Consider the following 13,407-nt stretch of genomic DNA (forward strand, 5'->3'; position numbering starts at 1 on the left):
ACATAATATGAATTATATTTATAACTTGAATAAATTGTTTATTTATACTATTATTGTAATTAGCACAAATTATTTAGATAATGAAATATTAGGAGGGTTTATAATGAAAACTGTTGTTCAACTATTAAATGAAAATAGAACAGGTGCTTTCGCAACTGTAGAAGATGGAAAGCCTCGTGTAAGACCTTGGATGTTTCAATTTGAAGAAAATCAGAAATTTTATTTTTGTACAGCCAATAATAAAGACGTATATAAACAATTGCAATCAACTCCTTTTGCTGAATTTACTACTACTTCAAAGGATATGATAACAGTTAGATTATCTGGCAAGGTGGTTTTCACAAAAGATATGCGATATAAAGAAAAAATACTTAACGAAAATGAAGGATTAAAGAAAATGTATACAACTGCAGACAATCCTATTTTTGAAGTATTTTATATTGAACATGCTAAGGCAACCATATCAGATTTTTCCGGTCAACCTCCAAAGGAAATAAATTTTTAATAAAGAACTTTATTTTATACATCTAATCTATAAACAGATTTCTAAGCATCAGATGGAGTTTTGACTCCACCTGATGCTTAGAAATCGTTATCCAGGGATGTAGCTGCTCTTTACTCACACTTGGAGAAGTTGGAGTATTAGAGCAGGTAGTCATCGGATAAATATAAAAATTTAGAGTATACTTTTTAGAAAGTATACTCTAAATTTTCCTTTATATTAAAAAAGTCTGAGTAGTCTATTTCAAAAATGGATTTCTTAACAGCTGAAATATTTATTTTCCTCCTAATAAGTTGAGTCAATATACCTGCATAAGATAAATCCCCTTGAATTATGGCGCCATATATTATGCCATCTTTATGTATTACTTTTTTGTAATTACCATCTTTAGTTTCTATTTCTTGTTTATAGCTTTCATCTGGAACTGACACATTTCCCAGAGACATGGTTGCTAATCCTAAAAAATTCATGGTATTTTTACTTCCAAAGAAATCTGTCATTAAAAGTTTTTTCCCTGCCATATTACTAGCTGCTACAATTCCTTCCTTAACGGCTGTAGGCCAAATTGGATTTCTTCCAGTTACATCACCTGCACCATACACATCCCCTATATTTGTCTTGCCTCTTTCATCAATGATAAGGCCAAACTTGTCGAATTTCACATTACTCCCCTGCAAAAAAGCAGTATTTGCTCTAACTCCTGCTGATACAACTACAAACTCACAAGGAATTATTTCACCTGTATTTAGAAGCAATTCTTTAGGATTATTGGCTTCATCAACTAAAAGCCTCTCTGCTTTAACTCCCAGCTTTAAATTCACTCCATTTTCTCTAAATAAATCTTCATATTTACCTGCTGCATATTTATCAAGCTGAACTGCTAAAATCCTGTCGTTCATTTCTACAACTGAAATATTCAATCCATAACCTAAAAGCCCTGTAATTGCATCAATTCCTATAAGACCTGCTCCAAGTACAACTACATTTTTTACTTTTTTAGCTGCATCCTTTATTTTTTGTGCATCTTCCAAATTTCTAAGTCCTACTACATTATTTGCTCCTCTAAGATTTTCTACAGGAGGTATGAAAGAACTTGCTCCACTTGCTATAAGAAGCTTGTCATAACTTAATCTGCTTCCATCTGAAAGCTCTATTTCATGCTCTTTATCTTTTAGCTTATCTACTGCAATTCCTCTCACCCATTTTATATTGTACTTTTTAAAATAATCCTTTTCTGAAAAATTGAGTGCATCTATATTTCTTTTATTACTAATATAATGGTGTAATATACATCTGGAATAGACATATTCATCTTTTGAAATCAATATTATATCTGCATCAGGTTCAAGTTTTCTAAGAGTTCTTGCACCATTTATACCAGATGCAGAAGCCCCTATTACAACGTAAATCATATACACTACACCTCCTCTAAAGTAATAGCGTGCATAGGACATCTAGCTACACACTGCGGATTTTTACTTTCCGTATGCTGGCACATATCACATTTCATAATTTCTCTATTGTTTTCACTATCTGCCTTTAGCACTCCATAAGGACATGCCATTATACACATAAAACAGCTTGCACATTGATTTTTATCGTACTCTACAATACCGGTATCTGGGTTTTTTCTCATAGCACCAGTCATACACGTATATACACATTCTGGCTTGTCACAATGCCTGCAAAATATGGGAGCATATTTTCCTTTACTACTCAGCGCGATTCTACTTCTGTTATCAACACAGTCATGCGAAACAATACAGGCTGTAGTACAAGTAAGACATCCAATACACTTACTTCTATCTATCTTTATTCTCTTCAAAATTATCAGCTCCTAACTTCCGAAACTTTTTCAATATTTACGGGAACATATTTATAAGAAGGTTCTTTTGAGTAAGGATCAAATATAGATGGAGTTAATGAATTTGTTTCTATATAGTGAATTGGAGCATATAATTGATCTTCTTTTACATTTCTTGTCAGTACAACTCTAAATTCATTTTTATGTCCATTTGCCGATAAAATCACAACTTTTTCATTTTCCTTTATATGCAGCTTTTCAGCTAATTTATAGTTTATGAAAACATAAGGATCTGTAAAGCAGCTATTTTTTACAAATTCAATTTCCCTAGTTCTAGTCTGGGTATGCCATTGTCCTACAGTTCCCCTACCTGAATTAAATATGTATGGAAATTTCTCTGTTTGGGTAAATGGCTTCTTGGCTGCATCTTCATAAATGAGCTTTACTTTTTTATCTGCTGTAAAATATTTATTATCTTCAAACAATCTTCTCTCATCACTAGTTAATATATCCCCCTTTTTAAATGGCCATTGTATTCCTTTTGATGAAACCAGCATCTCATAGTCAATGCCAGTTATATCACAAGGCATTTTACTGCTAAATTGTTTTATAAGCTCAAAAGCATGTCTTGGAGTTTTCCACTTTTCTAAAGGCTTTCCTACTTTCAGTGCTCTTCCTATTCCAAGCAATATGTCATAATCTGTAAGTTCATCTTTTTCTTTTTTTAATATTGGAGTTACAGCTGACAAACGCCTTTCCGTGTTTATAAAAAATCCTTCTTTTTTGAGAGCTGAAACAGAAGGTAAAAATAAATCAGATAATTTAGAAGTATCCGTATCATCATATATATCCTGAACAACCAAGAATTCTAATTTTTGAATTGCTTTTTCAAATTCCTCGTTATTTGCCCAGGAATGTCTAGGATTTGTTCCAATTACCCACAATGCCTTAATTTCTCCGCTGTTTATTTTATCTATAATTTTATTGTAAGGTATGGTTGGCTTTTTGGGTATCATCTCACAAGGAACATCTAAAATAGAAGCAATTTCTTCTCTATGCTTTGGATTATCAAAGTCTCTGCCTCCATATAAAGCTGTAGTATTACTATATATTCTTGAACCCATAGCATTACACTGACCTGTTATTGAATTTGCTCCAGTACCTTCTTTTCCTATGTTTCCGGTAATAACTGCAAGGTCTATTATTGATTGTGCAGTTCTAACTGCCTCATACCCTTGATTTATTCCTATAGTCCACCAAAATGAAACTTTTTTCCCGTTGTGAATTATTTCCGCAAGTTCCATTACCCTTTTACTCGAAATTCCCGTTCTTTTTTCTACATTTTCTAAAGTATACTTTTTCACATGTTCTTTAAATCCTTCAAAGCCTTCTGAATATTTCTCTATATACTCTCTATCAATCCAGTTCTTTTCTATAAGTACATTTGCAAGGGTATAAAAAAGTATAATATCAGATTTTGGCTTGATATCTATCCATAAATTTGAATTAATTGCTGTTTCAGATTTTCTCGGGTCAATTGTTATTACTTTAGCTTTTTCATTTTTTCTTATATGACTCCACATTATAGGGTGAGCAACCACAGGATTTGCTCCAATTAATATAATAGTGTCAGAAATTTCAAAATCTTTTAGAGTATAAGGAGGTGCATCAAATCCAAAGCTCTGTTTATGTGCTACAGCTGCCGTAGCCATACAAAGTCTTGTGTTTCCATCCCCATTTATTTGCATGCAGCATCTGCCTATAAAACCCAAGAGAGCCATTTCTTCTGTTGTTATCTGACCGGTACTCAAATATGCTGCACTTTTAGTTCCGTATTTTTCTTGAATAGATCTCATTTTGAAAGCAAAAGTTTCAAAGGCATCCTCCCAAGAAATTACTTTCATCTTCCCACTTTCATCTTTCAAAAAAGGTAACTTACTGGATTTAAATTTTCTGCACTGCTTATTTAAATTTAATCCCTTTATACAGCAAAATCCATCATTTACCGGATAGCCTTTAGTGGGAAGTATTTTCTTTATTTTATTATCTTCAACATAAAAGTCCAGATTACATCCAAGTGCACAATAATTACAAGTTGATTGTTTTACTTCCACATAATTCATCTCCACTTCTCAATATTTTTTACTGAAAATACATGATTTAAATTTCAAAATCATTTACCCTTTGAAGTAGATTTCAACAAACCTATAATAAGAAGGGAAATTAAAGCAAGTGCTATAAATATTACAAATCCTCTAGAATAACCACTTAAGCTTTTGCCTGTCTTATCTATAAAGGATGCCATTAAAGGTGGTATAACAAAACCTCCAAAAGCTCCCAATCCACCGACCCATCCAGAAGCACCTCCAATAGCATGGGGAACTTCTTTAGGAAGTATTTTAAATACAGCAGCATTTGTCACACCCATTCCTACAGCTAAAAGTAAAATTCCTATAATAGCTAGAGGCAGTGAAGAAGCAATAAACATACATATTGTACCTGCAAGCATTATAAAGAGTGCTGTAATAGATGTAGATTCTCCTCCAACTCTATCTGCTATCTTTCCACCATAAATTCTTACAATAGATGTAGTAATTGAGTAAATGGCAGTTAATAAACCTGCAGCTTTTAAGTTCAACTTGAAAAAGGTTGTCCAATATGTTGGAAGCCAGCTAGTTAGTGCTAAAAATCCTCCAAACGTGGTAAAGTACACTACAACAAGTGCCCAGGTCTTCCATGTCTTTGCAGAAATAATGAGACTTTCACTAACTTTGTCATTAGGAAACAGTTCCTGACCATATTTCTTTGAAGCTGTCATCTTTGCTTGTTCTTTTCCCACTCCTGCATGAATTAGTTGAAAATACCACGCATTTTTTCCTATAATAAAATATGCTATAGTTCCTGCTACTAAAAATATCAACCAGGCTAAATACGAACCTGATAATCCTAAAAGTGGCAGCGCTACGTTTGGAAGCAAAAGTGTAAATATTCCAGGTGCTAGATTTCCCACTCCACCATATATGCCAAGTGCAACTCCCTGCTTATTTTGTGGGAACCAATAGGACGATTGGCTAACTCCTACAGAAAAGGTAGCTATACCACAGCCTGACAGTGCCCCAAATATCAAAAGCAGGGAATAGCAGTTACTTAAATTCTGCCTAAAAAAAGCCATAACTATATAGAGTCCTGTCATTCCAATTATTGAAAGTATAAGTAATGTAATAAAGGGTTTTCTTCCTCCATCTACGTCAACCCAAGCTGCAAATGGAATTCTAAGCAGTGATCCTGATAAATTTGGTATTGCAATAAGAAGTGCTAGTAAAATAGGATTCAAATCTATAAAACTTTTTTTAAACACAGCAGCTGTCGCACCATAAAGTGCAACTGCTGCAAATCCTACAAAAAAACCTAAAGTTGCTCCTGTTAATCCTTGTTTGGAATTTCCTTTAACACTTACAATATCCATTATTTTCCCTCCTATTTGTAATTTAAATGCTTTACCAATTTATAGTTTCAGCAACTTCAGCTTTAGGGTCTAAATTTACATCTTTTAAAGCCCACTTTTTAAATTCCTGATACCCTGTTCTATCTACGATATATCCTATATGTTCTTTTCCACCAGGAGCATTTTTGTCTATATACTTATCTATATATTCATAGGTATTTAAAATTATCTTCACAATGCTATCTTCATCTACCCATTTAATGAAATCCTGACCTAATCTTGGATTTTTCTTTCCCGTTCTACCCAGGATAGTTAATTTAAAATACTTCTTATTGCTTCTTGTCCATGCCCCCATTGGGCATTTGTCTACACATTCACCACAGCCTATACACTTTTTATCATCTCTTAGGACCTTAAAGTTTTCAAATTTAAGTGCATCTGCAGATCTTAGCTTACAATTTTTAACACAAGCTTTACAGCCCACACATCTATAACTTTCATACTGCGGTTCTGTCATTCCTATAATTCCAAAATCATGCATTCTTACTTTTGCACAATCATTTGGACATCCAGTTAATGCTACTTTTACATGGTAGTCATTTGGAAATATAACCTTTTCTATTCTCTTTGCAAAAGCAGTGGTGTCATAATTTGCAAAAGGACAAACTTTATTTCCTATACAAGCAGTAACATTCCTTGTTCCTGATGCTGAATATCCATTTTTAGAATCAGTTTGATTTATTTCAAGTCCTTCTATAACAGGTTGTATCATCTCATTTATCTCAGGAATGTTTTTCATATCAATACCAGGTACTTCAAATCCCTGTCTTGTAGTAATATTAATTGTTCCATTTCCATATTTTTCAGCAACCTTTTGAATTATTTCAAAATATTTTGCTTCGATATATCCACCTGGTACTCTAATCCTTATGGCCGTCTTTCCTCTTTCCTTAGTTACTCTAAATGCATTCTTTTTTAGAACTTTTGTATTAATATCCATAATCGTCCTCCTTTTTTAATCCATTAAAAGTTTAGCTTTAACATAATTAAATACCGGACCGTCAATGCAAATATATGTATCGTCCATTTTACAATGACCACATTTTCCTAAACCACAGCACATCTTTCTTTCATAAGAAACCCAAATATTTTCCTCTTTAATTCCCCTCTTCAAAAATTCTGCTATAGTAAATTTAAGCATTATTGGAGGACCTACTACTACTACCTGAGCTTCTTCCACATTATTTATATTTAAATCTTTAATATAAGTAGTAATTAAACCTACATTCCCACCATAACTTTCATCAGCCTTGTCCACTGTTAAAGTAACACCAACATTTTTTCTCCATTCTTCTATATCCTTTTTAAACAATATATCCTCTGGTGACTTAAATCCCATTAAAACATTAAAATTTATAACTTCATTTCTATTAGAAGCAAAATAATCTATAATACCTTTTACTGGTGCTAGTCCAGTTCCTCCTGCAGCTACAATAAGTTCTCTTCCCTTGTACGTCTCTAAGTCAAAACCGTTTCCATAAGGTCCCCTCATAAATAGAGTATCTCCTACAAAGAAAGTATGAATGACATCTGTAACTACTCCCACACGTCTTATAGTTAAACCTATATATCCATCTCCTATTTCACATACAGATATAGGAGCTTCTCCATATTTAGGTATGGAAACCTCAAAAAATTGTCCCGGCTTCACAGTTCCTTTAAACTCCATTTTAAATGTATAATCAATATCCGTATGTTTTGTAATATCTAATATTTTACTAGCCTTTGGCAAATATACATTTTCCATTTATTTCACCTCTCCCACTGTATCATTTAACTTGTTAACACAATTTGAAAAAGATATATATTCTGGACATGCATCATCACATCTTCCACATCCAACACACATGTTATATCCAAATCTCTTCTTAAAGTCATAAACTTTATGCATAACTTTAAATCTCATTCTCTGTCCTTTATCCTGTCTAAAACTATGTCCTCCAGCTATATCCGTATATCCATCAATCTGGCAGGAAGTCAACACTCTTCTTCTCTCTCCTACATTTTTATTATCTTTATAGAAAATATCCTGCATATTAAAACATGTACATGTTCCACAAACAAGGTTACATCTTCCACAAGAAATACATCGTGAAGAATACTCTTCCCACAGTGGAGCATTAAATACACTTACATCCATATTTTCAGGGATTTTAACCTTTACATCGTTTTCTGTTACAAAGTTAGGTTCTACATTACATTCTGTCATTCCATCAAAGTAATTTTTAAGGCTTTCATCTTTACACTTTACTGAAACTTTCCCATCCTTATGTTTTACAAATAAGTCATAGTTTTCTGTCTTATTACTGCCCATACTTACACAGAAACAGTTTTCAAAGCTGTGTTCACATTCCATAAGTGCAAATTTTACTTTATCTCTTACTTTTTTATAGTAAGGATCTTCTACACCATTTCTCAAATAAATTTCATCAACTCTCCTTACAGCATTGATGTCACAGCTTCTTAAAAATATCAATATCTTTTTGTCATCCACTTTTGGTTCTATTACAGAATCTTCTGTAAAATAAAACAAGGTTTTAGTTATTGGAAGCATCACTTCTTTTGGTGAAAAGTTTGATTTTTCATCAAATATTATTTCTTCAATAGTATTTATCTCTGCATACCTAACTACATCTGTATCCGAAAATCTTCCCTTACCTTTTAATTTCACTGGAGCATAGATTTTGTACTCTTCTTGCAGCTTTTTTAAAAAATTATCAAATTCCACATTACTAATTTCAAATCCCATTCGTCAATTCCCTCCTTAGAATTCTTGTAAACCTAACAGCATGTAATCATCGTTGTTATATATTTAACATATCATAAATGTAGAAAATTTAACGTGATACAAATCACGTTATGGTCAAAAAATAAAAAACTGCATTTGCATTATTTTCTGCAAATACAGCTTTCCACTAAACTCCCCTAAAATACATCGACATCACCTTGGGATCTATAACTATTATCTTTTTATGATGAAATTTTATCATACCTTTTTTTTCAAAATTGTTCATGCAGCGTGAAATAGTCTCTCTTGTACTACCAAGCATCTCAGCTAAATATGTTATGCTTATATTCAAGTCAATAACTGTACCTTCTTTTGTCTCCACTCCGTAATCTCTGGACAATTTCCAGAGTTTTGCTGCAAGCTTTTTATCCATTTTTATAGGTACGGTGTTTTTCAATTGCCTGTAGAGTCTTCTTATTTTTTTAGCCATGGAATTAATTATAATATGCGTAAGTTCAAAATCCCCTGCCATTATTTTTAACAAATCATTTCTAAAAAAATACAATATATAACTATCTTCAAAAGCTTCACAACTTATGGATGCAGGTAAATTGTCAAAAATAACTTCATTTATAAATTCTCCTCTTCCTAAAATATATACAACCCTTTTTTGTCCATCTTCTGATATCTTATACATAGTTACTTTTCCACTTAAAACAATATAAATTTTATCTACTTTGTCTTTTTCGCAAAACAATTCTTCACCTTTAGTAAGTTTTATCTTGAAAGCCTTTGCCTGCATCAATTCCAACGTAGATTTATTTATTTTTTCAAATAAGGAAATCCCGATAAAATCATCATCAGAAACTTTTATCATGACTTATACCTTCTGGCTGAGTTTTTCTATACAAATACTTTCCAAGAGGTTTATCTTCAATGAATTTTCCATTAAATATAACCTTATTTCCCCTCAAAAAAGCATGCAGCACTCTTCCCTTCTGTTCAAAACCTTCATAAGGAGTATAATCTACATTTTGCATTTGATTTTTAACACTAATAGTTTTAGAAAAAGCAGGGTCCCACACTACAATATCAGCATCACTGCCCACTGCAATAGTTCCTTTCTGTGGAAAAAGTCCAAATAATTTAGCAGCATTAGTTGAAGTAAGTGCAACCATTTCATTCATACTTATCCTGTTTTTTAGGACTCCATAAGTATACATAAGACCAATTCTATGTTCTACACCTGGAGCCCCATTTGGAATCTTGCTAAAGTCATCAATGCCAATTTCTTTTTGACCTTTATAATTAAAAGAACAGTGATCTGTTCCAATGGTCATTATCTCTCTGGAGCTTATCCCTTTCCACAACGCATCATTATCATATGTTTTTCTAAGTGGAGGTGACATTACATATTTTGCTCCCTCAAAATTATGGCTGTTCTTATCTCCATAGCAGGAATCGTCCAGCAGTAGATACTGAGGACAAGTCTCAGCATAAACCTTTATTCCTCTCTTTTTAGCATCTAGAATACTTAATAAGCCTTCTCTAGTACTTAAATGTACAATATACACCGGTGAATCTGCAATTTCTGCAATATTAAGCAGCCTTGCAATTGCCTCTTTTTCAACTAAAGCAGGTCTTGTCAATGGATGATAATAAGGGGATTTATTTCCCTTTAATTTAGCTTCATTTATAAGTGTTTCTATAATGTCACCATTTTCACAGTGAAAAGTTATCAGGCTCTTTAGCTCTTTGCTTCTTTTTAAAGCTTCAAATATTACACCATCATCTACCTGAAGTGTTTTTTTATAGGCCATATATAATTTAAATGAAGTTACCCCTTCTCTAACCATATCTTCCATTTCACAAGATGTCTTGTCATTCCAATCCGTAATACCCATGTGAAATCCATAATCACAATAGCACATTCCATCTGATTTTTTATGCTGCTTTCTTAAGGCTTCTTTTAACGTCTCTCCCCTATTTTGTGTAGCATAATCTAATATTGTAGTGGTACCTCCAACTAAAGCAGCTTTTGTTCCAGTTTCAAAATTATCTGCAGTTACAGTAGAGCCACTTTCCAAATCAAAGTGAGTATGAGTATCTATGCCACCCGGTAAAATATAGCATCCTTTTACAGATATGACTTCATCTCCACTTTTTTTTATATCATTTCCTATTGAAACAATTCTTTCATCTTCTATTCTTATATCTGAACAATAAGAATCTACAGCAGTTACAATTTTTCCACCTTCAAGTACTATGCCCATAAGCAAAGCCTCCTTTTTATATATTCTAACACAAAGATAATTAGCTTAACTTTTACAGTTTAAAAATAATGCGAAGCAAAGCTTTTCAGAGGACATTTGACAGAGGACAGAGGACAATGAAGGTGAGTTTCCTTCCTTACGTCAGAAAACTAATTTATTTTAAAGCTTGCTTTGCTAACGCAAAACAAGCTTTAAATTTATATAAGTCATCAACATTTCGCTTTAGCGAAATGAGTAATTAAAAATTTAGTTAAAAATTTTTCGTAGTGTAACAGAGAAAAATCCTCCTTCACTGTCCTATGTCAATTGTCCTCTGTCCTCTGAAAAAGTTGCTTCACAATTTTCTTATATTAAGTCAAAATTTCGTATATGCGAAATTTCAACAATTAATTATCTATCTAAAGTAATGACTGTTCCCGTCTTACCTTCAAGAGCATCTTCACCTTTATAAAGCGAAGTAATTATTGACTTATGGCGGGAATTTGACTTTGCAAACATCACTGCTGCTTTTACTTTTGGAAGCATTGACCCTGGGGCAAAATGACCTTCTTCAATATATTTTTCTGCTTCTGCCACCGTAATGTGACTAAGGTCAATTTGATTAGCTTTTTTAAAATTAAGTGATACTTTTTCAACTTCTGTAAGTATCATAAGAATATCTGCATTTACATCTTCCGCAAGCCTTTCAGCTGCAAGATCTTTGTCTATGACTGCTGCAACACCTTCTAATGATCCATCTTCTTTTTGGGCAACAGGAATGCTTCCACCTCCAGCTGCTACGCAAATAGTAGAATCCCACAACACTTTAATTGCCGGGAGTTCAACTATTCTCTTTGGAATTGGTGAAGCCACTACTCTTCTCCAACCTCTTCCAGAGTCTTCTTTCATCACGTAACCTTTTTCTTTCTTAAGTTTTTCCGCCTCTTCCTTACTATAAAAAGTACCTATAGGTTTAGTTGGATTTTTAAATGCAGGATCATTTTTGTCAACTACTGCCTGAGTTATAAGTGTTACCACTGGCACTTTCTTGTTTCTCTTATCTAAAGCCTTTCTTAGTGACTGCTGAATGTGATATCCTATATATCCCTGACTCATGGCACTGCATACGTCAAAAGGCATGGATGGTGTAACACTACTAGCTGCTTCTGATGCAAGCAAAATTCTTCCCACTTGAGGACCATTTCCATGAACTATTACAAGTTCATATCCCTTACAGCTTATATCTGCAATATATTCACAAGTTTTTTTTATTACTTCTAATTGTGCCTCCGCTGTAGCTTTCGTACCAGGTTCCTGAAGTGCATTTCCACCTAATGCTATAACCAATTTACAAAATCCCATTATAATTCCCCCATATAATTATTTAGTCACATAGGATATTGGAATAAGCGCATACATTGCTGCACATTTTACTAATTCATCTTTCCATGTCTTTTCATTAGGTGCATGTGCTTGATCTTCGTGGCCTGGTCCAAAACCTATACATGGTATTTTATATCTTCCCATAATGGAAACTGCATTTGTAGAAAATGTCCATTTATCTACCTTTGGTTCACTCTTAAATAAATCCTTATAGCAAGTTACAACATTTTGACATACTTTATGATCTTCAGGCAGTACCCAGGTTGGGAAGAAACATTCCGTTGGATACTTTAATCCTGTATAAGAAGGTCTTTCATAAGTGTACATTTCAACTTCAGCCTTTGCAGCCTTAACTGAAGGTAAATTCTTAATCTGATCAATTGCATACTCCCAGGTTTCACCAGCAGTAAGCCTTCTGTCAACAGAAATACTACATCCATCTGCTACAGCACATCTTGAAGGTGATGAAAAGAATATTTCAGATACGGTTAATGTACCCTTTCCTAAAAATTCATCATTGATTAATTTTTCATTTAAATCCTTTAGCTCATTTAATATAGGAGCCATTTTAAAAATTGCATTATCTCCTCTTTCCGGTGCAGAACCATGACAGCTAATTCCATGGGTTGTAACTTTTATCTCCATTCTTCCTCTATGTCCTCTATATATATTTAATGAAGTTGGTTCTGTTATAACTACAAATTCCGGCTTTACTTTATCTTCATTGACTATATACTGCCAGCATAATCCATCACAATCTTCTTCTTGAACAGTACCTGTTACTACTAATGTATAATCTCCTTCAAGTCCAAGATCTTTAATTATCTTACCTGCATAAACCATGGAGGCCATTCCTCCCTCCTGGTCTGTGACACCTCTTCCTAAAATAACCTCATCATCTTCATAGCCTTCATAAGGATCGTATTTCCATAGATTTCTATCACCTATCCCTACTGTATCTATATGAGCATCCATGGCAATTAGGTGTTTTCCATGTCCTATATATCCAAGTACATTGCCCATGGGATCTATTTCTACTTTGTCAAAACCTACTTTTTCCATTTCCTGTTTTATTCTAAGTATAACTTTTTCTTCTCCACAGCTTTCACTTGGAATTTGAGCCATGTCCCTTAAAAATCTACATATTTCAGGTTTATACTTTTCTGCCATATCCAATATTTTTTCTTTATTCAAATCTAATGCCATTTAAAATTCCCCCTATTTTATCTATCT

The 13,407-nt window shown here is 33.2% G+C and carries 12 protein-coding genes; 1 reads left to right on the top strand and 11 read right to left on the bottom strand.

What is annotated here, in order from left to right; genetic code table 11:
* Nucleotides 1–103 precede the first annotated feature (103 nt).
* Nucleotides 104–505, top strand: a complete 402-nt coding sequence (locus tag CLCOS_RS14075; RefSeq protein ID WP_013239018.1) for a pyridoxamine 5'-phosphate oxidase family protein — start codon at nt 104–106, stop codon at nt 503–505.
* A gap of 185 nt (nt 506–690) precedes the next feature.
* On the opposite strand, the gene CLCOS_RS14080 is transcribed toward CLCOS_RS14075, so the two are convergent.
* From CLCOS_RS14080 to CLCOS_RS14130, 11 genes are all read right to left on the bottom strand, one after another.
* Complete coding sequence (locus tag CLCOS_RS14080; protein WP_063601672.1) at nt 691–1,914, bottom strand: NAD(P)/FAD-dependent oxidoreductase; 1,224 nt, start codon at nt 1,912–1,914, stop codon at nt 691–693.
* 5 nt (nt 1,915–1,919) lie between these two features.
* Nucleotides 1,920–2,327, bottom strand: a complete 408-nt coding sequence (locus CLCOS_RS14085; protein WP_013239020.1) for a 4Fe-4S dicluster domain-containing protein — start codon at nt 2,325–2,327, stop codon at nt 1,920–1,922.
* A 5-nt stretch (nt 2,328–2,332) separates the two neighbouring features.
* Nucleotides 2,333–4,429: a molybdopterin oxidoreductase family protein gene (locus tag CLCOS_RS14090; RefSeq protein ID WP_430392615.1), complete on the bottom strand. Its 2,097-nt coding sequence runs from the start codon at nt 4,427–4,429 to the stop codon at nt 2,333–2,335.
* Nucleotides 4,430–4,479: 50 nt separating this feature from the next.
* Entirely contained in the window at nt 4,480–5,772 is a 1,293-nt protein-coding gene (locus tag CLCOS_RS14095; protein ID WP_063601674.1) for an MFS transporter, read from the bottom strand.
* A gap of 31 nt (nt 5,773–5,803) precedes the next feature.
* Entirely contained in the window at nt 5,804–6,751 is a 948-nt protein-coding gene (asrC, locus tag CLCOS_RS14100; RefSeq protein ID WP_063601675.1) for a sulfite reductase subunit C, read from the bottom strand.
* A 15-nt stretch (nt 6,752–6,766) separates the two neighbouring features.
* Nucleotides 6,767–7,558, bottom strand: a complete 792-nt coding sequence (gene asrB / locus CLCOS_RS14105) for an anaerobic sulfite reductase subunit AsrB (protein WP_063601676.1) — start codon at nt 7,556–7,558, stop codon at nt 6,767–6,769.
* Nucleotides 7,559–8,560 carry an anaerobic sulfite reductase subunit AsrA gene (asrA, locus tag CLCOS_RS14110; RefSeq protein ID WP_063601677.1) on the bottom strand — a complete coding sequence of 334 codons (1,002 nt, stop codon included), beginning with the start codon at nt 8,558–8,560 and terminating at the stop codon, nt 7,559–7,561.
* 166 nt (nt 8,561–8,726) lie between these two features.
* Complete coding sequence (locus CLCOS_RS14115) at nt 8,727–9,416, bottom strand: Crp/Fnr family transcriptional regulator (RefSeq protein WP_063601678.1); 690 nt, start codon at nt 9,414–9,416, stop codon at nt 8,727–8,729.
* Nucleotides 9,400–10,812 (bottom strand): dihydropyrimidinase, encoded by a 1,413-nt coding sequence (gene hydA, locus CLCOS_RS14120; RefSeq protein ID WP_063601679.1) that lies wholly within the window; start codon nt 10,810–10,812, stop codon nt 9,400–9,402. The genes CLCOS_RS14115 and hydA overlap by 17 nt, the downstream gene beginning before the upstream one ends.
* Before the next feature lie 390 nt (nt 10,813–11,202).
* A complete protein-coding gene (gene arcC / locus CLCOS_RS14125; protein ID WP_063601680.1) occupies nt 11,203–12,153 on the bottom strand; it encodes a carbamate kinase in 951 nt (316 codons plus the stop codon).
* Between the two features lie 18 nt (nt 12,154–12,171).
* Entirely contained in the window at nt 12,172–13,380 is a 1,209-nt protein-coding gene (locus CLCOS_RS14130) for a YgeY family selenium metabolism-linked hydrolase (protein WP_013239029.1), read from the bottom strand.
* Nucleotides 13,381–13,407: the final 27 nt, after the last annotated feature.

Source organism: Clostridium coskatii (assembly GCF_001675205.1).
GTDB classification, from domain to species: domain Bacteria; phylum Bacillota; class Clostridia; order Clostridiales; family Clostridiaceae; genus Clostridium_B; species Clostridium_B ljungdahlii.

Excerpts from the sequence above, each read along its gene's own strand:
- CLCOS_RS14075 (WP_013239018.1), top strand. The coding sequence starts at position 104 with ATGAAAACTGTTGTTCAACTATTAAATGAAAATAGAACAGGTGCTTTC.
- CLCOS_RS14080 (WP_063601672.1), bottom strand. The coding sequence starts at position 1,914 with ATGATTTACGTTGTAATAGGGGCTTCTGCATCTGGTATAAATGGTGCA.
- CLCOS_RS14115 (WP_063601678.1), bottom strand. The coding sequence starts at position 9,416 with ATGATAAAAGTTTCTGATGATGATTTTATCGGGATTTCCTTATTTGAA.
- CLCOS_RS14090 (WP_430392615.1), bottom strand. The coding sequence starts at position 4,429 with ATGAATTATGTGGAAGTAAAACAATCAACTTGTAATTATTGTGCACTT.
- arcC (WP_063601680.1), bottom strand. The coding sequence starts at position 12,153 with ATGGGATTTTGTAAATTGGTTATAGCATTAGGTGGAAATGCACTTCAG.
- asrA (WP_063601677.1), bottom strand. The coding sequence starts at position 8,560 with ATGGGATTTGAAATTAGTAATGTGGAATTTGATAATTTTTTAAAAAAG.
- CLCOS_RS14130 (WP_013239029.1), bottom strand. The coding sequence starts at position 13,380 with ATGGCATTAGATTTGAATAAAGAAAAAATATTGGATATGGCAGAAAAG.
- asrC (WP_063601675.1), bottom strand. The coding sequence starts at position 6,751 with ATGGATATTAATACAAAAGTTCTAAAAAAGAATGCATTTAGAGTAACT.
- hydA (WP_063601679.1), bottom strand. The coding sequence starts at position 10,812 with ATGGGCATAGTACTTGAAGGTGGAAAAATTGTAACTGCTGTAGATTCT.
- CLCOS_RS14095 (WP_063601674.1), bottom strand. The coding sequence starts at position 5,772 with ATGGATATTGTAAGTGTTAAAGGAAATTCCAAACAAGGATTAACAGGA.
- asrB (WP_063601676.1), bottom strand. The coding sequence starts at position 7,558 with ATGGAAAATGTATATTTGCCAAAGGCTAGTAAAATATTAGATATTACA.